This is a genomic window from Pseudomonas sp. AC532 (assembly GCF_979258965.1).
Map to the genome: position 1 here is coordinate 3,812,530 of NZ_OZ409888.1, position 22,915 is coordinate 3,835,444.

Consider the following 22,915-nt stretch of genomic DNA (forward strand, 5'->3'; position numbering starts at 1 on the left):
GCTAGGCGGCGCGGGCCTTGAGTTTGAGCGCCACCAGCAGCGAACGCAGTTCGGCGGGCTGCACGGGCTTGGAAAGTATCGGGATGTCCTTGTCGGCCAACTGGCCCTGAACCCGCCGCACGTCGTGACCGGTCATGATGATGGCCGGCACGTTGCGGCCGCTGATGGCCCGTACATGGTTGATGCAGTCGGCGCCGGAGGCTTCGCGGCCCAGGTCGAAATCGGTGATCACCAGGTCGAAGCCGTGTGCGACGTCGGGTAGCGAGGTGAAGGTCGCCACCTCGCAGCCCCATTTGTTGAGGAGCGTGGCGGTGGCCAGCAGCACGTTCTGGTCGTCCTCGATCAGGCACACCTGCAAACCGTCGAGCATGCGCGGTGCCGGGCTGCCGCCTGGCGCAGGGACGGCGCGTTCGAATGGCGCCGCGGCCCGTAGCAGGCCATCGATTGCCGCGAGCGTGCCGCGGCCCTCCACGGAGCGGATGCGAACGTGCAGGTTCATCAGCTTGCCCAGCCGGCGGACGATGGTCAGGCCCAGGCCCATGCCTTCGACATCGCTGTCGCGTGCCTGCCGCACCCGGTAGAACTCTTCGAATACCTTCTCGAGATGCCCCTGGGCGATGCCGCGGCCCTTGTCATAGAACGCGACGCAAAGGCCTTTTCCTCTACGCCGGCAGCCGATCAGCAGCGGTTGCCCCGGCGCATACTTCAGGGCGTTGGAGAGCAGGTTCTGCAACATGGTGGTCAGCAAGCCTTGATCGGCACGCACGTACACGGGCGGGCAGTGCAGGCGAATATCGACGCCGGCCCAGCGAGCCGCTTCGGTATTTTGCTGGATCAGTTGTCGCAGCAGGTGGTGCAGCGGCAGTACCTCGAGCTGCGGGACCACCTTGCCGCTGTCCAGGGAGTACATGTCGAGAATCGAGCGGAACAGGCGGGTAACGCTGTGCAGTGATTTGTCGATGTTCTCCACCAGGCGGGTCTGCTCGTTATCCAGGCTGCCATCGCGCAGGCAGGCGGTGAACAGGCTGATTGAGTGGATGGGCTGGCGCAGGTCGTGGCTGGCCTGGGCCAGGAATTGCGACTTGGCCAGGTTGGCGGCCTGTTCGGCCTCGGCGGCCAGTCGCGAGCGCTTGAGCAGCGCATGCATGTAGGCAGGCACCATCAGGGTGGTCAGCAGCAGGGTGACGATCAAGTAGGGCTGGGACTGCCAGTAGGCCGACGTGCTGGCGATGATTACCAGTGAGAGCATCGCCATGCTGGTGGCTAGCAGCAGGTACGCCGAGCCGTAGCGCAAGCCGTACCCTATGGTGACCCAGATCAGCACGGCGTAGATCGGCAGCATGGTGGTGCTGGCGGCGGTCATCACCAGGGTGATGGCGGAGTAGTCGATGAGCATGGTCAACACTCGTCGCGCCGGTCGATTGCCGGGGCGCCTGCGGATGTCGACCCAGAGCGCGACAGCAGCGACGCAAAATACCGCTTCCAACCAGAATATCTTCGACGTCATCGAGGCGTCGATCTTGGACAGGATATAAAGCACCAGCGTATAGCCAATGGCGATTGGCGTGATGATCAGGCGTACTACCGCCTGAGCACGCTCGACGTCGTAGACGCTGGAGTCGGTCGCGAACATGACATTTCCCATGGCTCGTCGTAACGATAGCCGCCAGCTTAGGCGGCAGCCGTTAACCGGCGCAAGGCAGAGCGTGCGCAAAACGCCTCTAGCACACCCGTACTATTTCGCTGCCACCATACCCTTCTTAAAATCGCGGGCATCGCTTCGGCACAGGGCCGCAGGCAGGTCGACGAGGAAGGACACATGAGCACCAAGGGAATGCTGGCAGCATTGTTCATCGCACCGATGCTGGCCACGCTGGCGGGTTGCCTGCCGCAGAATACGCAAAGCCAGGGGCTGCACAGCTCGCAAGTGGCGAGCGCCAGTGGCCCCTGCACGCCGAGTACGTCGGATAACCTGATTTCCACCGGGCGCAGCCTGCTGAGCATCGCCAACTCGGTGCTGGAAACCCAGCAGAGCTTCCAGGGTGATTCGACCACTTACGCCCAGCGCATGCAGGCGGCGGAGAAAGCCCAGAAGGTCAACCAGGGCAACGATATGCTCAACAACGTTGAAAGCATGAGTGCCGGCCTGGGTGCGAGCGCCCCCTGCACCGCCACGGCAGCTGCCACCCCGGCGCCCGCTGCACGTTGAACGCGCCAGAATGATCCGCCGATCATCCGCTTGAACAATCCATAGGTCATCTTCGAAGCCGCGCACTGCGCGGCTTCGACGTTTCTGGCAGGGGCCTGCAGAGCGGCGCAACGGCCCACTCTGGTCTGCCAGCGCGGCCGGGCTCAGGCCGGCAGCGGGTGAGCCTCATTGCTCATGCCAGCCCAACTGGCTGGAAATCTGCCGGGTGCTGTTCATCAGTTGCCGGACGTAGTCCTGCTTCAATTCCTCGCGCAAGCGAAAGCACGGAAAGGACCCGCTCATACCGCCAATCACATGGCCGAATTGGTCGCGGAGCCAGGCAGCGCATCCTCTCCACCGCCGAGCATACCCAGTGCTGCTGGATGCCGCACCGAGCGCGGCCCAACGCCCTGGCCTTCTGCACGGGCTCCTGCAGGGTACGAGCGGACAATGCCCAGGTGGCGATGCCCAGGCGATTTGCGCCAGCCATCTGCTTCACGCGCCTGCGTTGGGATCCACGCACCGTGCGCGAGGCCAAGCACCCGGGTGACGACGCCGACCTGGTGGGGCTGATCGCCGCCCTGGTCGAGGAACAGGGCTGCACTCACCGATGGCCCTTCGGTCGTACCCGAGGTGCCAGCCCGGTACGGAAAAGCCCGGCATCGCAGGCTGTGTGGAAACTGCTGCGCTCGGTCAGGTTGCGTTAACAACCCGCTAAAAGCGCTCATTTACTCCGCGTAAACTGCGCTTTTTCGCCGGTTTTTGCCGTGCCTGACCTTCGCTCGCTACGTTTTCACACGGCCTGATCGGCCGGGCTTTCTGGTTTGCAGTGCTAACGCTTACTTGCCGTATACCGGCAGCTTGGCGCAAATGGCCTTGACCTTCTCGCGAACGGCGTCGATCACCGCTTCGTTGTTCAGGTCGGCGAGGATGTCGCAGATCCAGCCGGCCAGTTCCTTGCACTCGGCTTCCTTGAAGCCGCGAGTGGTGACCGCCGGGGTGCCGAAGCGCAGGCCGGAGGTCACGAACGGGGAGCGCGGGTCGTTCGGCACCGAGTTCTTGTTGACGGTGATGAAGGCTTTGCCGAGTGCGGCGTCAGCGTCCTTGCCGGAGATTTCCTGCTTGATCAGCGAGAGCAGGAACAGGTGGTTCTCGGTGCCGCCGGAGACCACGTCGAAGCCACGCTCGATGAACACGCCGGCCATCGCCTTGGCGTTCTTCACGACCTGCTGCTGGTAGGTCTTGAACTCGGGCTGCAGCGCTTCCTTGAAGCAGATCGCCTTGGCGGCGATGACGTGCTCCAGCGGGCCACCCTGGGCGCCCGGGAAGACCGCGGAGTTGAGTTTCTTCTCGATCTCGGCGTTGGCGCGGGCGAGGATCAGGCCGCCGCGCGGGCCGCGCAGGGTCTTGTGGGTGGTGGTGGTGACCACGTCGGCGAACGGCACCGGGTTCGGGTACACGCCCGCGGCAACCAGGCCGGCCACGTGGGCCATGTCGACGAACAGGTAAGCCCCGACCTTGTCGGCGATGGCGCGAAAGCGCGGGAAGTCCAGCACCTGGGAGTAGGCGGAGAAGCCGGCAACGATCATCTTCGGCTTGTGCTCGACCGCCAGGCGCTCGACTTCGTCGTAGTCGATCAGGCCATTGCCGTCGATGCCGTACTGCACGGCGTTGTACAGCTTGCCGGAAGAGGACACGCTGGCGCCGTGGGTCAGGTGACCGCCGTGGGCCAGGCTCATGCCGAGAATGGTGTCACCGGCGCTCAGCAGGGCCAGGTAGACCGCTGCGTTGGCCTGGGAGCCGGCATGCGGCTGGACGTTGGCGTAATCGGCGCCGAACAGTTCCTTGGCTCTGTCTATTGCAAGCTGCTCGACCACGTCGACGTATTCACAGCCACCGTAGTAGCGCTTGCCCGGGTAGCCTTCGGCGTACTTGTTGGTCAGGACCGAACCCTGGGCTTCCATGACCGCCGGGCTGGTGTAGTTTTCCGAGGCGATCAGCTCGATGTGCTCTTCCTGGCGCAGAGCTTCTTGCTGCATGGCTTCGAAGAGCTCGGCGTCGTACTTGGCAATGGTCAAATCACGGCTGAACATGGCAATCCCCTGAAAGTCAGCTGGGCGGATGAAATAGGGGGCGGATTCTAACGCATCCCGGCTGGCCAGGCACATGAAGCGTGATCATCGGCAGGATAAGCGTGGCTCACCCTCCGCCGGCGCCGTGCTACTCGAGCATGAACAGGCTGTGGTCGCCGAACTGCGCTTCGAACTGGTGAGCAGGCATTGGCCGGCCGAGCAGGTAGCCTTGCACCTCGTCGCACTCGTGGTTGCGCAGGAAGTCGAGCTGCTCCTGGGTTTCCACGCCCTCGGCGATCACCGTCATGTTCAGGCTGTGGGCCATGGCGATGATCGCCCGGGCGATCTGCCCGTCCTGCTCGCCCTGGGGCAGGCCGTCGACGAAACTGCGGTCGATCTTCAGCACGTCGATGGGGAATTGCTTGAGGTAATTGAGCGATGAATAGCCGGTGCCGAAATCGTCGATGGCGATGCACAGGCCGAGGCTCTTCAGGTCGGTGAGGGTCTGCATGGCAGCGCCCACGTCCTGCATGAGGATGCTCTCGGTCAGTTCCAGCTCCAGGCAGGCCGCCGGAATGCGGCTCTGGGCAAGGATGCGCTGGATACGCTGGTGCAGGTCGCCGTCGCTGAACTGGCGGGCCGACAGGTTCACCGATACTTTGGGCACGCGGATCCTGTTCTGGTGCCACAGGCCCAACTGGCGGGTGGCTTCGGCCAGCACCCAGTCGCCCACCTGCACCACCAGGCCCAGCTCTTCGAGCACCGGTATGAACGCGCTGGGCGCCACCAGGCCGCGCTTGGGGTGCTGCCAGCGCAGCAGCGCCTCGACGCCGGTCAGGCGCTTGCCGTTGCCGCAGAACTGCGGCTGGTAATGGAGCAGGAATTCGCCCTGTTCCAGCGCGTGGCGCAGGTCGCCTTCGAGCTCCAGGCGCTCCAGGGCGCTGGCGTTCATGTCCGCCTGGTAGAACTGGAAGTTGTTCTTGCCGCGCTCTTTGGCGTGGTACATCGCGGTGTCGGCATTCTTCATCAACTGGCTCAGCTCGTTGCCGTCCTGCGGGCTGAGGGCGATACCGATGCTGGCGGTGACGAAGAACTCGCGGCCTTCGAGCACGAACGCCTGAGCGAGGCTGGCGAGAATCTGCTCGGCGACGTGGATGGCGCGGTGCAGGGCGCCCTCGCGGGAGCTGTTGGATTGCAGCAGCAGGGTGAATTCGTCGCCGCCCATGCGCGCCACGGTGTCGTCCTGGCCCACGCAGGCGGCCAGGCGAACGGCGACGTCCTTGAGCATGCGGTCGCCGGCGGCGTGGCCGAGGGAGTCGTTGATCGGCTTGAAACGATCGAGGTCCAGGAACATCAGCACCACCCATTCGCTGTGCCGCTCGGCATGCTGCAGGGCGGTGTGCAGGCGATCCTGGAACAGCGTGCGGTTGGGCAGCAGGGTCAGGGCATCGTAGTAGGCCAGGCGGTGGATGCGCTGCTCGCTGGCCTTGCGTTCGCTGATGTCACTGAAGAAGCACACGTAGCTGACCAGGTCGCCTTCTTCGTCGTGCACCGCGGTGATCCCCACCCAGGCCGGGAAGTGTTCGCCGTTGCGGCGTTTCAGCCAGATCTCGCCTTCCCAAGTACCGCGCAGGTTCAGTTGGGACAGCACGTATTGCAGATGAGTGCTCTGCTGGCTGTCGGCCGTGAGCATGCCGGGCAACTGGTCGAGCACCTGCGCGCTGCTGTAGCCGCTGACCCGGCTGAAGGCCTTGTTGACCTGCACGATGTAGCCCGCCGGGTCGGTGACCAGGATCGCCGCCGTGGAGTGCTCGAACACCGTCGCGGCCATGCGCAGGTCCTTCTCGGCCCGGCGCTGCTGGCCGATGTCGCGGCCAACGCCGAGCAGGCCCTCGAAGCGGCCGTTGTCATCCCACATCGGCACCAGGCGCATTTCCACCGGGATCTTGCGGCCGTCGGCACGCAGGCAGTCGAACACGAACAGGTAGGGCGCCAGGGTGTGCCGCAGTTCGTGCATATGCTGTTGCGAACCAAAGGCCGAGCGGATGCGATCGAGCAGGGCAAACACGCCGTTGAGCTGCTGCGGGTTGGTGGCCAGGCCCTCGAAGCCGTGTTGCTGCACCCATTGCGGGGAATACCCGAGGATGGTCTGCACCGAAGGGCTGATGTAGTTGAGGTTCAGCTGGCTGTCGGTAGAGCAGATCACGTCGCTGATGCTTTCGGCCAGCATGCGGTAGCGCTGCTCGTTGTCGCGCAGCGATTCGTTGCGGGCGATCTGTTCGGTAATGTCCTTGGCCACGCCGATCACCCGGCTGACCCAGCCGTTGCCGTCCCGTGACAGCGCCTGCTCGGTGATGCTCAGCCAGTGCCAGGAGCCGTCCTGGTGGCGCGCACGCAGTTGTGATTCGAGGGGCACGTCGTTGGGCAGCACCTTTTGCAGGTTGCGCAGGCGTTCGTAGAGGTCGCTGTCGTCAGGGTGGACGATGGTCCGCCAGAAATTGTCGCCCTGGACCTTCACGAACGCCGGGTCGTAGCCCAGCTTGGCACCCACATCGTGGTTGCTGAACAGCAGCGTGCGGGTGGTGATGTCGTTGACGTAGAGGGTATCGGGCACTGCACGTACCACTTCCGACCAGAAGCGCTCGCGCTCGACCAGCGACAGTTCCATGCGCTTGCGGCTGGTGATGTCGCTGATGCTCAGTGCCACGGCGTGCATGTCCTGCGGGCGCTCCGGCAGGCGCATGACCAGCCACAGGTGCCACATTTCGCCGTCGACGTCTTCGATATGGCTTTCCAGTTCCAGGTGGCCGCCGCCGTCGAGCAGGGCAGCACTGAGCTGGGCACGGAATCCGTGGGGGTTGATGGCGCCGCGGTTGATCAGCTTCGCCCAGGCCTGTTCGGCGCTGTCCACGCCGAGCAGGCGCAGGGCCACCTGGTTGGTCTCGGTGAAGCGCATGTGCGCGAGCAGCTCGCCGTGACGCTGCGCATTATCCTCCAGCCAGGCTGGCAGCTGGGCGCCGCTGCTCAACCCTTGCTGATGCAGGAAGTGATAGAGCCCGGCAAGATCGAGCACGCACAGGGCGGTGCCGGTGCCGTCGAAAATGTCCTGGTAGCGGCGCCGGGTTTCCCGCAGCACGCGAGTCGCCTGCTGCTCCTCGGTCACATCACGCAGTACCCAGACGAACCCGAGGTGGCGGGCTTCGTCACCGAGGTAGCTGCGGGTGACGGTGTACTGCCTGACCTCGCCGTCCTGGCGGATGTCCAGTAGCTCCGGGCTGAGGTCCTCGTGAGCGCTGGTGGCGTTCAGCAGGTGCGGGTCGAGGCGCGGCAGCAGTTCCAGCAGATGCCATTCGCGGGCGTGACGGCTGGCCAGGCCGAACAGGGCCTCGGCCTGCGGGTTGAGGTAAGTCAGGCGGCCACCGCTGTCGGTGACCAGTACGCGCTCCTCGATGGCTCCCAGGGCGCTGGCGGCCTGGTGCAGGGAGCGCCGCGAGGCGGCGTTGAGCGCGTTCAACTGGCTCTGCTCGCGTACCAGGCGATACAGCGCGAACAAGGTGAGCAGGGTGCACAGGGCAAACAACAGGAACTTGCCGACCATCTTTGGCAGCGCCTGGGTCTCGATCCGTTGCTCGTCGAGCATGGCGCGCAGCTGCCAGTCTGAGCCGGACAGCCCCTGCAGCAGAATGGTCTGCGCCTGATCCTCGGCGCTGACCATCGGATAGCGGCGGTCCTGCGGGCTGCCGCCGTGCGAATCGGCGATGATCCGTTGGCTGACGGTGTCTTCCAGCAACCAGGAAAATTCGCTTTGCCGGTTGCTCAAAAGGCCGCTCTTCATGGCGCTGGCGCTCAGGCGCAGGACCCAGTAGCCGTCGCCGTCCAGGGCGTGGAGAAGGAGGTAGACGCGGCCGTCGCCCTGGGGGTCGAAGGCATAGTAGTACGTCTGGTTGGCGCTGCGCTCGGCCAGCTTGTCCAGCAGCACCTGGTCGTTGCTCTGCGGTTGACTGTCGTGCAGCAGCCTGCCGGTGCTGTCCAGGCGGGCGATGCTCTGCAGGGCCGGAAAGATCGCCCGCAGGTTGGCCAGGTAGCGGCGATGCTGGCTCGCGGCGTCTTCAGGCTCGCGCGAGGCGTTGAGCACCGCCCGTCCGGCATTGGCCATGGAGGCCATGCTCAAGCCGAGCTGCCTGGCGACCTGCTCGCTGACCGCGAGGTTGAGCCCGCGCTGGGCGTCCTTCACCTGACGGAATTCGCCCTGCAACTGCCACAACAGCAACACCAGCAGCCCCAGCACCAATACCACCAGAGCGCCTTTGAGCGAACGGCGCATCGGCACTATCATTGGGTCGCGGCTGGGGCGCGTGGTGGTGGGCGCTGACACGTGTTGGAGTCCTGCGACGGCGGGTGATGAAGGCAGGTGATGCTGTGGTGGCGACAACCCCGGGCTTCCCGGGGCGGCTAGCATGCCACAACTGTGGCGAAGTGCCAGCCCGGCTGGCGAGCATCACGGCAGGCGGCTCTTTATAGTCAAGGCCAGATCGCCGAAAATATCATCCCGGTCCGCTGACGGCCGTCGGCAAAGCCCTGGCGTTCCTTGAATCGAACGCGTGGCGGTGCACTGTTGAAGGCGCCCGCAAGTGTTGCCGCCGGCATGCGCTAGTCTTGCCATTCTGGCGTGCGGGTCCAGGGCTGCCTGTTCGCCCGGCGCGGCATTTATCCGTTTGCGTGGCGCATCGTCTTGGCATAGGGTGCGCGCCATCGTTGCCATTTATGAGTGAGGTCTGAATTTTGGCTCAATACGTCTACACCATGCATCGGCTCGGCAAGGTCGTGCCGCCGAAGCGCGAGATCCTCAAGAACATCTCCCTGTCGTTCTTTCCCGGCGCCAAGATCGGCGTACTGGGCCTCAACGGTTCGGGCAAATCGACCCTGCTGAAGATCATGGCCGGCGTCGACACCGAGTTCAACGGTGAAGCTCGCGCCATGCCGGAGCTGAATATCGGCTACCTGCCGCAGGAACCGCAGCTCGATCCAGGCAAGACCGTGCGTGAAGTGGTTGAAGAAGCCGTCAGCGTGGTCAAGGACGCCCAGGCGCGTCTGGACGAAGTGTACGCCGCCTACGCCGAGCCCGACGCCGACTTCGACAAGCTGGCCGCCGAGCAGGCCAAGCTGGAAGCCATCCTGCAGGCCAGCGACGGCCACAACCTGGAGCGCCAGCTGGAAGTCGCCGCCGACGCCCTGCGCCTGCCAGCCTGGGATGCCAGGATCGAACACCTCTCCGGTGGTGAAAAGCGCCGAGTGGCCCTGTGCCGCCTGCTGCTGTCAGCCCCCGACATGCTGCTGCTGGACGAACCGACCAACCACCTGGACGCCGACTCGGTGGCCTGGCTGGAGCGCTTCCTGCACGATTTCCCGGGCACCGTGGTGGCCATCACCCACGACCGGTACTTCCTCGACAACGTTGCCGGCTGGATTCTCGAACTCGACCGCGGCGCGGGCATCCCCTACGAAGGCAACTATTCCGGCTGGCTGGAGGCGAAGTCGTCGCGCCTGGCGCAGGAGTCCAAGCAGCAGTCGGCCCATGAAAAGGCCATGAAGGAAGAACTGGAGTGGGTGCGCAAAGGCGCCAAGGCCCGCCAGTCGAAATCCAAGGCTCGCCTGCAGCGCTTCGAGGAAATGCAGTCCCAGGAATTCCAGAAACGCGCCGAGACCAACGAGATCTACATCCCGGCCGGTCCGCGCCTGGGCGACAAGGTCATCGAATTCAAGAACGTCACCAAGGGCTACGGCGACCGCGTACTGGTCGAAGACCTGTCGTTCAGCGTGCCCAAGGGCGCCATCGTCGGCGTGATCGGCGGTAACGGTGCCGGTAAGTCGACCCTGTTCCGCATGCTGATGGGCAAGGAAACCCCGGATTCCGGCACTATCGAGATCGGCGACACCGTGCAACTGGCCTGCGTTGATCAGAGCCGCGATGACCTGGACGGCAGCAAGTCGGTCTGGGAAGCGGTGTCCGATGGCCTCGATCAGATCAAGATCGGCAACTACGAGGTGCCGTCGCGCGGCTACGTCGGCCGTTTCAACTTCAAGGGCGCCGACCAGCAGAAGTTCGTCAAGGACCTCTCCGGTGGTGAGCGTGGCCGCCTGCACCTGGCCCTCACCCTGAAGGAGGGCGCCAACGTCCTGCTGCTCGACGAACCGTCCAACGACCTCGACGTGGAAACCCTGCGTTCGCTGGAAGATGCACTGCTGGACTTCCCCGGCGCGGCCATCGTGATCTCTCACGATCGCTGGTTCCTGGACCGTGTGGCCACCCACATCCTCTCCTACGAGGACGACGGCGTGATCTTCTTCGAAGGCAACTACACCGAGTACGAAGCCGACCGCAAGAAACGCCTCGGCGAGGCGGCCACCCAGCCGCACCGGGTACGGCACAAGAAACTGGCGCAGTAAGCGCTGTTGTGAAAAACGGAGCCTCGGGGCTCCGTTTTTTTGCGCATTTCCTTGCGATCCGTTCGCGATCTTCGAGGCAATTCGAGGTGCACTGAACGCAGAGTGACCCTGCCGGACGGTCACTCACCACGTGTAGGAGCGGGCCGTGCCGCGAAAAATCATCGGCATGGCCCGTTCCCACAATGAATCGGCGAAGGGCGCTACCACCTTATTACGGTCAGCCACGGCAAATCGAGCTCGCCGGAGCGGCTGGCGATACCTTGCTCGTCGGCGTGCAACTGATGGTTAGCGGTATTAGCTTTCGATCACCCGGGCTTGCTCCGCATCCGGTATGCGAGCGATCGTATGAGCACGCCAGATTCGCGCCATTGCTGGGACTTCCCGCTGTGCTAGGCCACGAATTTATATCTTGGAAGCAAAAACTTTCATAAAAGCGTCATCTTGCCCTTTTTTAGTGCACTGCCTTCTTGGTAGAGTCGCGGCCACTCGATTTTGCGGCGCAGGGACGCCAGGAGCTTTTTATGACGCTTTCCGTAGACCATTTCCTCGACCGCCTGAAACAGCGTGACCCCGAGCAGGTCGAATTTCATCAGGCCGTGGAGGAAGTGCTGCGCAGCCTGTGGCCGTTCCTGGAAGACAATCCGCATTACCTGGAAGCCGGGATCGTCGAGCGCATCGTCGAGCCCGAGCGTGCTGTGCTGTTCCGCGTGCCGTGGGTCGATGACGCCGGCAAGGTGCAGGTCAATCGTGGCTTCCGGGTGCAGATGAACAGTGCCATCGGCCCGTACAAGGGCGGCCTGCGTTTTCACCCGTCGGTGAACCTCAGCGTGCTCAAGTTCCTGGCCTTCGAGCAGACCCTGAAGAACTCCCTCACCTCGTTGCCCATGGGCGGCGGCAAGGGCGGCGCGGACTTCGACCCCAAGGGCAAGAGCGACGCCGAGGTGATGCGTTTCTGCCAGTCGTTCATGAACGAGCTGTACCGGCATATCGGCGCGGATACGGACGTACCGGCCGGCGACATCGGCGTGGGTGGTCGCGAGATCGGTTACCTGTTCGGCCAGTACAAGCGCCTGGCCAACGACTCGTCCTCGGTGTTTACCGGCAAGGGCCTGAGCTATGGCGGCAGCCGGATTCGCCCGGAGGCGACCGGCTACGGTTGCGTGTACTTTGCCGAGGAGATGCTCAAGGCCAGTGGGCGCAGCTTCGATGGCCAGCGCGTGGCCATTTCCGGGTCCGGCAACGTGGCGCAGTATGCGGCGCGCAAGGTGATGGACCTGGGCGGCAAGGTAATCTCCTTCTCCGATTCGGAAGGCACCCTGGCCGCCGAAGAGGGTTTCAGCGAGCAGCAGTGGCAGGACGTGATGGCGCTGAAGAACCAGCGGCGCGGGCGCCTGCGCGAACTCGACGGCGGCGACTTGCGTTTCCATGCCGACCAGCGCCCGTGGGGCCTGACATGTGACATCGCGCTGCCGTGTGCCACCCAGAACGAGCTGAACCTCGACGATGCCCGTGCGCTGCTTGGCAATGGCTGCGTGTGCGTGGCCGAGGGCGCCAACATGCCGGCCACGCTCGAGGCGGTGGACCTGTTCATCGAGCAGGGCACGCTGTTCGCGCCGGGCAAGGCGTCCAATGCCGGCGGCGTGGCGGTCAGCGGGCTGGAAATGTCGCAAAACGCCATGCGCCTGCAATGGAGCGAAGGCGAGGTGGACGAAAAGCTGCACGGCATCATGCAGTCCATTCACAGCGCCTGCGTGCGGCACGGCGAGCATGACGGGCAGGTGAACTACGTGAAGGGCGCCAACATTGCCGGCTTCGTCAAGATCGCCGACGCGATGCTGGCCCAGGGCGTGGTTTGACGCGCCCGCGCATGGCAGGGCAAGCCTGCCGTGCGGTTGCTGTCGCGGGGTCGATCAGGCGGCGGTGACCGGCCGTCGCCAAGGTCGACCGCCGCCTGGCAAAAATAGCCAACCATCCGCGACTGTCACGACTCTTACACACAAGAGGATGAAAATGCCTCCCCGTTGCGGCAGCAGGATGTCGTCGCGGGTCAGAACAACATCGGATCAACGAGAGTCGTGCAATGAAATCAGTCCCTGGAATGCTCGACGGTGCAATGGCCGTCCGCTTCTATCACAGTCTGAATGGCCCATTTCCTATCGAAGTCGGCGCCGCCGTACCTGGCTCGAGCATGTCCGCCATCATCAAGCCGGCTGCCGGCCTGGCGGGGCTCGATCCCATGAGCGAGGAAGACCTTGGTGTGTCGTTGCTCGAGGCGGAGGCCATCGGCCTGGTGGCGCGGAAGGCCTGTGAACAGCTCAATGCCTTCCTCGCCGGCCGCCGCGTGACGTGCACCAGCAGCACCGAAGTCGAGGCGATCGGCCACCTGTTCGAGGCGTGCGCGGTGGAGCGCGAGTTCCATCTGGCGCCGCTGGACGCTGCGGCCCGTAAGCTGTCCGGCGTGCTGCCGGTCGACCAGTACCCGGAGACCATCGCCCGGGACCTGTTCATTCTCGCGCAGCCCATCGAAGCCCGGCGCACGCGCTGAGCGTTGATCGGCGGCTGCGCCGGCAATACCGGGTCTTTACAGAAGTAAAGATGCGAATAAGTGTTGCATGATAATTATTACTGAATAGACTCGCCTCGCTTATGGCACCCGGGTGCCTCATCAACTGAACGGACCGTCACGCTCAGGCCTCGACCTGGTGGGTTTTCGTGTGCCTGGAACAGGGGCGCCGCTCGGATGATGCCTCAATGGCGGCGTGTTTACAGAGTCGACTCCGGTGTTCAAGAAACTCCTCTTCCAGCTGCATTGGTTGTTCGGCATCAGTGCCGGCCTGGTGCTTGCCCTGATGGGCGTGACAGGCGCGTTGTACAGTTTTCAGGAAGAGATCCTGCTGGCCATCAATCCCCAGATGGCGGTAATGGCGCAGCCAGGGCCGGTGCTCGAACCCGGTGAAATGATCGATCGCCTGCAGGCCCAGGGCATCAGCGTGTCCGGCCTTTATGTGGATACCCTGGGTGGCCAGCCGACCCGCGTGTTCCTGACGCCGCCCCCGGGCGAGCGTCGCGGTGGGGTGCGTTTCGTCGACCCCTACACCGGCCAGTCCCTGGGCGAGCCGCGTGGTGCGGCGTTCTTCAGCCTGATGCTGCAGTTGCATCGCTTCCTCGCCATGGGCCAGAGCGGCCGGCAGATCACCGGCGCCTGCACCATCGCCCTGGTGTTCTTCTGCCTGTCCGGGCTGTACCTGCGCTGGCCGCGTAAGGTGTGGAGCTGGCGCGCCTGGCTGACCTTCGACTGGGCCAAGAAGGGCCGCGCGTTCAATTGGGACCTGCATGCAGTGGTCGGCACCTGGTGCCTGCCGCTGTACCTGTGTGCGGCGCTGACGGGGCTGTACTGGTCCTACGACTGGTACCGCAGCGGCCTGGAAACCCTGCTCAGCGATACGCCGCGTGCGGCAGGCGCGGAGCGTGGTCGCCGCGGGCCGCCCGCCGATGGCCAGCCCATGCCCCAGGTGAACTACGCCAGACTCTGGTACGGCATTCAGCAGACTGCCGGCGACAGGCTCGCCGTCTATAGCCTGCAACTGCCCACTGCGGTGGGGCAGCCCGCCCGCCTGTTCTTCATGCTGCGCGATGCCGAGCACAGCCGCGCTTTCAACCAGGCGCAGCTCGACCCACTGAGCGGTGAGGCCAGGCAGGTGGAGCGTTACGCCGACAAGTCGTTCAAGGCGCAGTTGCTGGCCAGCGTCTATGCCCTGCATACCGGTGAGTACTTCGGCATGGCCGGGCGGGTACTGATGATGGTCGCCAGCCTGCTGATGCCGCTGTTCTTCGTCACCGGCTGGCTGTTGTACCTGGACCGCCGCCGCAAGAAGCGTGCAGCGCTGGCGGCCCGGCAGGCGCTCGGTGGTGGCGAAGCCGGTGAATCCTGGTTGGTAGGGTTTGCCAGCCAGAGCGGCTTCGCCGAGCAACTGGCCTGGCAGACCGCGGGGCAGTTGCAGGCGGCGGGCCTGGCGGTGGACGTGCAGCCACTGGCGCACATCGACATTGCGCGGCTCAGCGCGACGCCGCGCGCGTTGCTGGTGCTCAGCACGTTTGGCGACGGCCAGGCACCGGACAGTGCCCGAGGTGTCGAGCGCCAGTGGCTGGCGGCAGCGCTCGACCTGCCCGGCCTGCGCTATGCGGTACTGGCCCTGGGTGATCGCCAATACACGCAGTTCTGCGGCTTCGCCCGGCGCATTGATGACTGGCTGATCAGCCGCGGTGCCCAGCGCCTTGGCGGACGGATCGAGGTCGACGGCGACGATCCGGCTGCCTTGCTGAGCTGGCAGCGACAGTTGGCCGAGCTGACCGGCGTGCAGCCGCTGGCCGTGCAGCAGGTGCCCTACGATGGCTGGGAGCTGCGCGAGCGTGCCTGCCTCAACCCTGCCGGGCAGGGGGCGAGCACCTGGTTGATTGGCCTGCAGCCCCCAGCGGGCGTGACCTGGGAAGCCGGTGACATCCTTGAAATACTGCCGCGCAATGGCGCCGAGCAGGTGCAGCGCTGGGTGCACGCCCATGGCCTGCAGGCGCTGGCGTCTGTCGTCATCGAACCGGCGGGCCAGACGCTCGGTGAGGCGCTGGCCGCACGCCAGTTACCTGCTACCGCCAGCCATCTGGTGGGCCTGCATGCCCACGCGCTGCTGGAGGCACTGGTACCGCTGCCCAGCCGTGAGTACTCCATCGCTTCCTTGCCCGAAGACGGCAGGCTGGAGCTGATCGTGCGCCAGCAACACCTGAGCAATGGCCAATTGGGGGCTGGTTCCGGCTGGCTGACCGCGTACCTGCCGATTGGCGGGCTATTGCTGGCGCGGGTGCGGCGCAACAGCGGTTTCCATGCGCCGGAGGATGATCGCCCGGTGATCCTGATCGGCAATGGCACCGGGCTCGCCGGCCTGCGTAGCCTGCTCAAGGCACGCATCGCTGCCGGGCACTCGCGCAACTGGCTATTGTTTGGCGAGCGCAACGCCGAACACGATTTCTACTGCCGCGAGGAGTTGCAGGGCTGGTGCGATGATGGCTGTCTGCAGCGTCTCGATGTGGCCTTTTCCCGTGACCAGGCGCAGCGCCTCTACGTGCAGGATCGCTTGCGCGAAGCGGCTGGCGAGCTGCTGAGATGGGTCGATGAGGGGGCTGCGGTTTATGTGTGCGGCAGCCTGCAGGGCATGGCGGCGGGGGTGGATCAGGTGCTGCGCGAGGTGCTGGGCGAGGCTACCGTCGACGCCTTGGTCGAGCAGGGGCGTTACCGGCGCGACGTCTATTGAGGCATCGCCGGGCGCAGCCTGCAGCTGCGCCCGGTTAGCGGGTCAGAGAAACTGTTCGGCGTGGTGGCAGGCAACCTGGCGGCCATCGAGCGGACGCAGCAAGGGAAGCTCGACCTCGCAGCGTTCGGTGGCGTAAGGGCAGCGTTTGTGGAACGGGCAGCCGGGCGGCGGATTCAGCGGGTTGGGCAGCTCGCCGACGATCTTGATCTTTGGTTTGCTCGGGTCCGGGTGAATGGTCGGCGTGGCCGACAGCAGCGCCTTGGTATAGGGGTGCAGCGGGCGCTCGTAGATGCGCTCGCTGGGGCCCATTTCCGCCGGGCGGCCGAGGTACATCACCAGCACATCGTCCGCGACGTGGCGCACCACCGAGAGGTTGTGGGAAATGAATACGTAGCCGGTCTTGAACTCGTCCTGCAGGTCCATGAACAGGTTCAGCACCTGGGCCTGGATCGACACGTCGAGCGCCGAGGTCGGCTCGTCGGCCACCAGCACCTTGGGCGTGAGCATCATGGCGCGCGCCAGGGCGATGCGCTGGCGCTGGCCGCCGGAGAACATGTGCGGGTAGCGCTGGTAATGCTCGGGGCGCAGGCCGACCTGGCTCATCATCGCCTGCACCTTCTCGCGGCGTTCGGCGCGCGACAGGCTGGTGTTGATCAGCAGCGGCTCGGCCAACTGGTCACCGATCTTCTGCCGCGGGTTGAGCGAGGCGTAGGGGTTCTGGAACACCATCTGCACGTCACGGCGCAATTGTTTGCGGGTTTGCGCATTGGCGCCTGCGACTTCCTGGCCAGCGATCTGCAGCGAACCGGAGGACGGCTCCTCGATCAGCGTCAGGGCGCGTGCCAGGGTGGATTTGCCGCAACCGGATTCACCCACCACGGCCAGCGTCTTGCCGGCCTGCAGGTCGAAGGACACGCCGTTGAGCGCCTGTACGGTGGCGCTGGGCTTGAACAGCCCCTGGGAGACGGCGTAATGGCGCGTCAGTTCACGTGCGGTCAGGACGGTCGTCATCACGCCACCTCCGATTTCAGGTTGAGCGGGAAGTAGCAGCGCACCGCACCGCGCTCATGTGGCTCGAGAGCGGGGCGTTGTTCTCGGCAGCTCTGCTGCACGTAGGGGCAACGAGGCGACAGCAGGCAGCCATGCGGCCGGTCATAGCGCCCTGGCACGATGCCGGGCAGTGTCGAGAGACGCGTGGCGCCCAGGCTGTGTTCGGGAATCGCCTTGATCAGCGCTTCGGTGTACGGGTGCGTCGGCGCATCGAACAGTGCCGGCACCTGGCCCAGTTCGACCGCCTGGCCGGCGTACATCACGCAGACGCGGTTGGCGGTTTCAGCGACCACGGCCAGGTCGTGGGTGATCAGTACCAGGCCCATGTTCTGCTCGCGCTGCAGGTCGAGCAGCAGCTCCATGATCTGCGCCTGAATGGTCACGTCGAGGGCCGTGGTGGGTTCGTCGGCGATCAGCAGTTTCGGCTCGGCGGCAATCGCCATGGCAATCGCCACGCGCTGGCTCATGCCCCCGGACAGTTGATGCGGATAGGCGTCGAGGCGGCTGGCGGCGCCAGGAATCTCCACCCGTTCGAGCAGTTGCAGGGCGCGCTGGCGGGCAGCCTTGCCTTTCAGACCAAGGTGCTGACGCAGCACTTCCTCGATCTGAAAGCCCACGGTGAAACTGGGGTTCAGCGCAGTCATCGGATCCTGAAAGATCATCGACAGGTCTTTGCCGACGATGTGGCGACGCTTGCGGCCCTTGAGGGTGAGCATGTCGGTGCCGTCGAACACCAGGCGATCGGCACGGACGATGCCGGGCGCATCGATCAGGCCCATCAGCGCCATCATGGTGACTGACTTGCCGGAGCCGGATTCACCGACGATGGCCAGCACTTCGCCCTTGTCGACGCTCAGGTCGAGGCCGTCGACCACTGGCACGGCATTGGCGTCGCCGAAGCGCACGCTCAGGTTGTTGATTTCCAGCAGGCTCATCGGGCGGCCTCCATCGGGTAGCGTGGCGCCTTGGGCATGGTGCGTAGGGTGGCGCGGGGCGCGTAGCCGACGTCATCCGTCCACCCTGACATTGGTACAGCTGGGAGGTTGTTCATGGTCGGCCTCCTCAGATCGCGTTCTTGAGTTTCGGGTCCAGCGCATCGCGCAGGCCGTCGCCCATCAGGTTGATCGCCAGTACGCTGAGCAGAATCGCCAGCCCCGGCAAGGTCACGACCCACCACGCACGTTCGATGTAGTCGCGTGCCGAAGCCAGCATGGTGCCCCACTCGGGCGTTGGCGGTTGCACGCCGAGGCCGAGGAAGCCCAGCGCCGCTGCATCGAGAATCGCCGAGGAAAAACTCAGCGTGGCCTGCACGATCAGCGGCGCCATGCAGTTGGGCAGCACGGTGATGAACATCAGGCGCGGCAGGCTGGCGCCGGCCAGGCGGGCGGCGGTCACGTAGTCGCGGTTCAGCTCGCCCATCACGGCGGCGCGGGTCAGGCGCACGTAGGAGGGCAGCGAGACGATGGCGATGGCGATCACGGTGTTGATCAGCCCAGGGCCGAGGATGGCGACGATGGCCACCGCCAGCAGCAGCGAGGGCAAGGCCAGCATGACGTCCATCAGGCGCATGATCGACGGGCCCATCAGGCGCGGGAAGAAACCCGCCACCAGGCCGAGCAGCAACCCTGGGATCAGCGAGATGACCACCGAGGCGAGGCCGATCAGCAAGGACAGGCGTGCGCCATGGATCAGTCGCGACAGCAGATCACGGCCGACTTCATCGGTGCCAAGGACGAAACGCCACTGGCCGCCATCCAGCCATACCGGCGGTGTGAGCAGCGCATCGCGGAACTGTTCGCTGGGCGAGTAGGGCGCGATCCATGGTGCGAACAGCGCGCAGAACACGATCAGGATCATGAAACCAAGGCCGGCGACTGCGCCCTTGTTGTGGCTGAAGGCGCTCCAGAACTCCTTCATGGGCGACGGGTAGACCAGGCTTTGGTCCAGGGGCGTGGTGGTGGTCGAGGTCATGGGCGCGCCTCATGGATATTGGATGTGGGCGTAGCCTGGGTCGAGCGCAGCGACACCCGGGAGAGAGCGACCTGGGTATCGCGATGCTCGACCCAGGCGACGGAAGTATTTTGTAGGGCGGACGACGCTTTATCCGTCCACCGCGGCGCGGTCGTGGTGGATGAGAAAAGCGTCATCCACCCTACGGGTTGCCAGCAGGGCTGGTTCAGGGACATTTCAGGCTCCTTTATCAGCGCTGGTGGCGAATGCGTGGGTTGGCCAGTCCATACAGGATGTCCACCACGAAGTTGACCAGGATGACCAGGCAGGCGATCAGCAGGATGCCGTTCTGCACCACCGGATAGTCACGTGCGCCAATCGATTCGATCAGCCATTTGCCGATGCCCGGCCAGGAGAAGATGGTTTCGGTCAGCACCGCACCGGCCAGCAGCGTGCCGACCTGCAGGCCGAACACGGTGAGTACCGGAATCAGCGCATTGCGCAGGCCGTGCACGAACACCACACGGCCCGGCGACAGGCCCTTGGCGCGGGCGGTACGCACGTAGTCTTCACGCAGCACTTCGAGCATCGCCGAGCGCGTCATGCGCGCGATCACCGCCAGCGGAATGGTGCCGAGCACGATGGCCGGCAGGATCAGGTGGCGCAATGCATCGACGAACGCACCTTCCTCGTCGGAGAGCAGGGTGTCGATGAGCATGAAGCCGGTGACCGGCTGAATGTCGTAGAGCAGGTCGATACGGCCGGACACCGGCGTCCAGCCCAGCCACACCGAGAAGAACATGATCAGCAGCAGGCCCCACCAGAAGATCGGCATCGAATAGCCGGTGAGGGAGATGCCCATCACGCCGTGATCGAACAGCGAGCCGCGCTTGAGGGCGGCGATCACCCCGGCGATCAGCCCCAGGGTACCGGCGAACAGCAGCGCCGCCAGGGTCAGTTCCAGGGTGGCGGGAAACAGCGTGGTGAACTCGTCCCACACCGGGGTGCGGGTGCGCAGCGATTCGCCCAGGTCACCGCGCGCCAACTGGCTGATGTAGTCGATGTACTGCGCGTACAGCGGCTTGTTCAGGCCCAGGCGCTCCATCGCTTCAGCGTGCATCTGCGGGTCGACGCGACGTTCGCCCATCATCACTTCCACGGGGTCGCCGGGGATCATGCGAATCAGCGCGAAGGTCAGCAGGGTGACGCCGAAGAAAGTGGGAATCAGCAAGCCCAGACGGCGCGCAATGAAACTCAGCATGGGGGTGGGTAACTCCTAATCAGGGCGGTGTCGAGCAGCCGGGAATTCTGGGCGATTCCTTCGCTTATGTGCAGGGTAGCTGTTCGACAACGACGTGACCCGGGCGTTTGCCCGGGTTCGCCGTTCAAGAAGGTGTGGGGCAATCAGTCGTTGCTTACACCAATGAAGCTGTTGCGACCGAAGGGGCTGATCTGGAAGCCCTTCACGCTGGCGCGCATCGGCTGGTAGACGGTGGAGTGGGCGATCGGGGTGATCGGCACTTCACGCTTGAGCACCACCTGAGCCTGTTTGTACAGCTCGGTGCGCTCTGCCTGGTCGGTAACGCGCTTGGCAGCGACTACCAGCTTGTCGTATTCGGCATCGCACCACTTGGAGAAGTTGTTGCCATCCACCGAGGCGCAACCGTACAGGGTACCGAGCCAGTTGTCGGGGTCACCGTTGTCGCCGGTCCAGCCGATCAGCATGGCATCGTGCTCGCCGGCGTGGGCGCGCTTGATGTACTCGCCCCATTCGTAGCTGACGATGCGTGCCTTGACGCCGACCTTGGCCCAGTCGTTCTGCAGCATCTCGGCCATCAGGCGCGCATTGGGGTTGTACGGGCGCTGCACCGGCATGGCCCACAGGGTGATTTCGGTGCCTTCCTTCACGCCGGCAGCCCTGAGCAGCTCCTTGGCTTTTTCCGGGTTGTAGGCGGCGTCCTTGATCGACTCGTCGTAGGACCACTGGGTCGGCGGCATGCCGTTGACGGCCAACTGGCCGGCGCCCTGGTACACGGCGTCGATGATCGCCTGCTTGTTGACCGCCATGTCCAGTGCCTGACGCACTTCGAGCTTGTCGAACGGCGCACGGGTCACGTTGTAGGCGATGTAGCCCAGGTTGTAGCCAGGGGCGCTCGGCACGTTGAGGTTCTTGTCCGCCTGCAGGCCCTGGAGGTCGGCCGGGCGCGGATTGAGGGTGACGTGGCATTCACCGGCACGCAGTTTCTGCGCCCGCACCGAGGCGTCGGTGTTGATCGAGAAGATCAGGTTGTCGATCTTCACTTGCTCGGGCGCCCAGTACTCCTTGTTGCCCTTGTAGCGGATCACCGCATCCTTCTGGTAGCGGCTGAACACGAACGGGCCGGTACCGATGGGCTGCTGGTTGATCTGCGCGGCCTTGCCAGCCTTGAGCAACTGGTCGGCGTACTCGGCCGAATGCACGGCGGCGAAGTTCATCGCCAGGTTCTGCACGAAGGCGGCGTCCACGGCGTTCAAGGTGAAGACCACGGTGTGGTCGTCGGTCTTCTCGATCTTGGCGATGTTCTTGTCCAGGCCCATATCGGTGAAGTACGGGAACTCGCTGGGGTACGCCTTGCGGAACGGGTGGTTGCGGTCGAGCATGCGCTGGAAGGTGAAGAGCACGTCGTCGGCGTTGAATTCGCGGGTCGGCTTGAAGTAGTCGGTGCTATGGAACTTGACCCCTTCGCGCAGGTGGAAGGTGTAGGTCAGGCCGTCTTCGCTGATGTCCCAGGAGGTGGCCAGGCCGGGTTGCGCCTTGGTGCCACCGCGCTCGAACTCAGCCAGGCGGTTGAAGATGGTTTCCGATGCCGCATCGAAATCGGTGCCGGTGGTGTACTGGCCGGGGTCGAAACCGCCCGGGCTGCCTTCGGAGCAATACACCAGGTTGCTGGCGTGGGCGAACGAAGCACTGGTGAGCAGGCCTGCAGTGAGCAGAGCCTTGCACAGGGGAGACATGCGCATGCGAACCTCTTTTTCTTTTTGTTCGCGCCTGGGTGTGCAGCGCGAGCTCGGAATGCGGTGAAAGCGGATAGCCCACCGGGTCGAATTCGAAATTAAGTCATGCTGAAATTTCGGTCAACAAAAATTAAGCAGCACTAACATTGCGCATAATTGCCCTGAATTGGGGCAAAACTTACTCGTTGACGGGATGATCGTCGAACAACGCCATGGTGGTCATGGTCAGTACCTCGGCCGGCGCCTCGGCGGCATTCGCCAGGCGATGCAGCTTGCCGGCATCGAAATGCACCGAGTCCCCTGGCCCTAGCGGATAATCGCGACCTTCGATGGTGTAGATGATCTGCCCGCTGAGCACGTAGGAAAACTCCACGCCCTCGTGGGCGATCAGCTCCGACTGGTAGCCGACCGGGATATTCATTTTCACCGCGTTGATCGAGTTGCCGGGAAACGAGCTGGAAAGGCGCTCATAAGCCAGCAACTGGCCGCCAACGGTGTAGCGCACACGCTCGCTGACGTGCGAGTCTGGCTGGGCCTGGCTGGGCTGATCGAACAGCGCGTTGAGCGGGATATTCAGGGACTTGGCAATGCTTGCCAGGGAGGATATCGACACGCCGGTCAGGTTGCGTTCTGCCTGGGACAGGAAGCTGGCAGTCAGGCCGGCGTCTGCGGCTACCTGGTTGAGGGTCTTGCCGGCGGCCCGCCGGTAGCGGCGCAAGCGTTCGCCAATGCGATCTGCGGTCATGGTGGGGCTCGCTATTCGATTCGCCGCAGTATACCCATCACGCGCAGGGACTTCAGCCGGAAGCTGAAACGGCATTTTAAGTCCCACTGAAAAAACCTTTGACCGTAATTTAAGTTGCACTTAAATTTTGTCGCAGTACAGCCCGGCGACGATGTGCGTTGCGGGC

The 22,915-nt window shown here is 64.4% G+C and carries 15 protein-coding genes; 6 read left to right on the forward strand and 9 right to left on the reverse strand.

Annotated elements, in window-relative coordinates; translation table 11 throughout:
• Window position 1: 1 nt before the first annotated feature.
• Window positions 2-1,633, reverse strand: a complete 1,632-nt coding sequence (locus tag ACZ0AV_RS17745) for an ATP-binding response regulator (protein WP_499152248.1) — start codon at window positions 1,631-1,633, stop codon at window positions 2-4.
• Window positions 1,634-1,819: 186 nt separating this feature from the next.
• Here ACZ0AV_RS17745 and ACZ0AV_RS17750 point away from each other — a divergent pair, with 186 nt between their 5' ends.
• The gene (locus ACZ0AV_RS17750) at window positions 1,820-2,209 is read left to right on the forward strand and encodes a hypothetical protein (RefSeq protein WP_499152249.1); all 390 of its coding nucleotides are present in this window, start codon (window positions 1,820-1,822) and stop codon (window positions 2,207-2,209) included.
• Window positions 2,210-2,571: 362 nt separating this feature from the next.
• Window positions 2,572-2,895: a mannonate dehydratase gene (locus ACZ0AV_RS17755; protein WP_499152250.1), complete on the forward strand. Its 324-nt coding sequence runs from the start codon at window positions 2,572-2,574 to the stop codon at window positions 2,893-2,895.
• A 132-nt stretch (window positions 2,896-3,027) separates the two neighbouring features.
• On the opposite strand, the gene glyA is transcribed toward ACZ0AV_RS17755, so the two are convergent.
• Complete coding sequence (gene glyA, locus ACZ0AV_RS17760) at window positions 3,028-4,281, reverse strand: serine hydroxymethyltransferase (RefSeq protein ID WP_499152251.1); 1,254 nt, start codon at window positions 4,279-4,281, stop codon at window positions 3,028-3,030.
• A 127-nt stretch (window positions 4,282-4,408) separates the two neighbouring features.
• On the reverse strand, window positions 4,409-8,584 hold the full coding sequence (locus ACZ0AV_RS17765) for a sensor domain-containing protein (protein WP_499152252.1): 4,176 nt from the start codon (window positions 8,582-8,584) through the stop codon (window positions 4,409-4,411).
• Between the two features lie 458 nt (window positions 8,585-9,042).
• Between ACZ0AV_RS17765 and ettA the strand changes: the two genes are divergently transcribed.
• From ettA to ACZ0AV_RS17785, 4 genes are all read left to right on the forward strand, one after another.
• The gene (gene ettA / locus ACZ0AV_RS17770; protein WP_499152253.1) at window positions 9,043-10,707 is read left to right on the forward strand and encodes an energy-dependent translational throttle protein EttA; all 1,665 of its coding nucleotides are present in this window, start codon (window positions 9,043-9,045) and stop codon (window positions 10,705-10,707) included.
• 521 nt (window positions 10,708-11,228) lie between these two features.
• Window positions 11,229-12,563 carry an NADP-specific glutamate dehydrogenase gene (gene gdhA, locus ACZ0AV_RS17775; RefSeq protein ID WP_499152254.1) on the forward strand — a complete coding sequence of 445 codons (1,335 nt, stop codon included), beginning with the start codon at window positions 11,229-11,231 and terminating at the stop codon, window positions 12,561-12,563.
• Window positions 12,564-12,787: 224 nt separating this feature from the next.
• Window positions 12,788-13,252 (forward strand): hypothetical protein, encoded by a 465-nt coding sequence (locus ACZ0AV_RS17780; protein ID WP_499152255.1) that lies wholly within the window; start codon window positions 12,788-12,790, stop codon window positions 13,250-13,252.
• Window positions 13,253-13,487: 235 nt separating this feature from the next.
• Window positions 13,488-16,010 (forward strand): PepSY domain-containing protein, encoded by a 2,523-nt coding sequence (locus ACZ0AV_RS17785; protein ID WP_499152256.1) that lies wholly within the window; start codon window positions 13,488-13,490, stop codon window positions 16,008-16,010.
• A 42-nt stretch (window positions 16,011-16,052) separates the two neighbouring features.
• Here ACZ0AV_RS17785 and ACZ0AV_RS17790 read toward each other — a convergent pair whose 3' ends face one another.
• From ACZ0AV_RS17790 to ACZ0AV_RS17815, 6 genes are all read right to left on the reverse strand, one after another.
• Entirely contained in the window at window positions 16,053-17,021 is a 969-nt protein-coding gene (locus tag ACZ0AV_RS17790; protein WP_499152257.1) for a peptide ABC transporter ATP-binding protein, read from the reverse strand.
• The gene (locus ACZ0AV_RS17795; RefSeq protein WP_499152258.1) at window positions 17,021-17,995 is read right to left on the reverse strand and encodes an ABC transporter ATP-binding protein; all 975 of its coding nucleotides are present in this window, start codon (window positions 17,993-17,995) and stop codon (window positions 17,021-17,023) included. The genes ACZ0AV_RS17790 and ACZ0AV_RS17795 overlap by 1 nt, the downstream gene beginning before the upstream one ends.
• A gap of 127 nt (window positions 17,996-18,122) precedes the next feature.
• A complete protein-coding gene (locus ACZ0AV_RS17800) occupies window positions 18,123-19,031 on the reverse strand; it encodes an ABC transporter permease subunit (RefSeq protein ID WP_499152259.1) in 909 nt (302 codons plus the stop codon).
• 229 nt (window positions 19,032-19,260) lie between these two features.
• On the reverse strand, window positions 19,261-20,271 hold the full coding sequence (locus ACZ0AV_RS17805) for an ABC transporter permease subunit (protein ID WP_499152260.1): 1,011 nt from the start codon (window positions 20,269-20,271) through the stop codon (window positions 19,261-19,263).
• Window positions 20,272-20,414: 143 nt separating this feature from the next.
• Window positions 20,415-22,004 (reverse strand): ABC transporter substrate-binding protein, encoded by a 1,590-nt coding sequence (locus ACZ0AV_RS17810; RefSeq protein ID WP_499153387.1) that lies wholly within the window; start codon window positions 22,002-22,004, stop codon window positions 20,415-20,417.
• 178 nt (window positions 22,005-22,182) lie between these two features.
• Window positions 22,183-22,749 carry a cupin domain-containing protein gene (locus ACZ0AV_RS17815; protein ID WP_499152261.1) on the reverse strand — a complete coding sequence of 189 codons (567 nt, stop codon included), beginning with the start codon at window positions 22,747-22,749 and terminating at the stop codon, window positions 22,183-22,185.
• Window positions 22,750-22,915 lie beyond the last annotated feature (166 nt).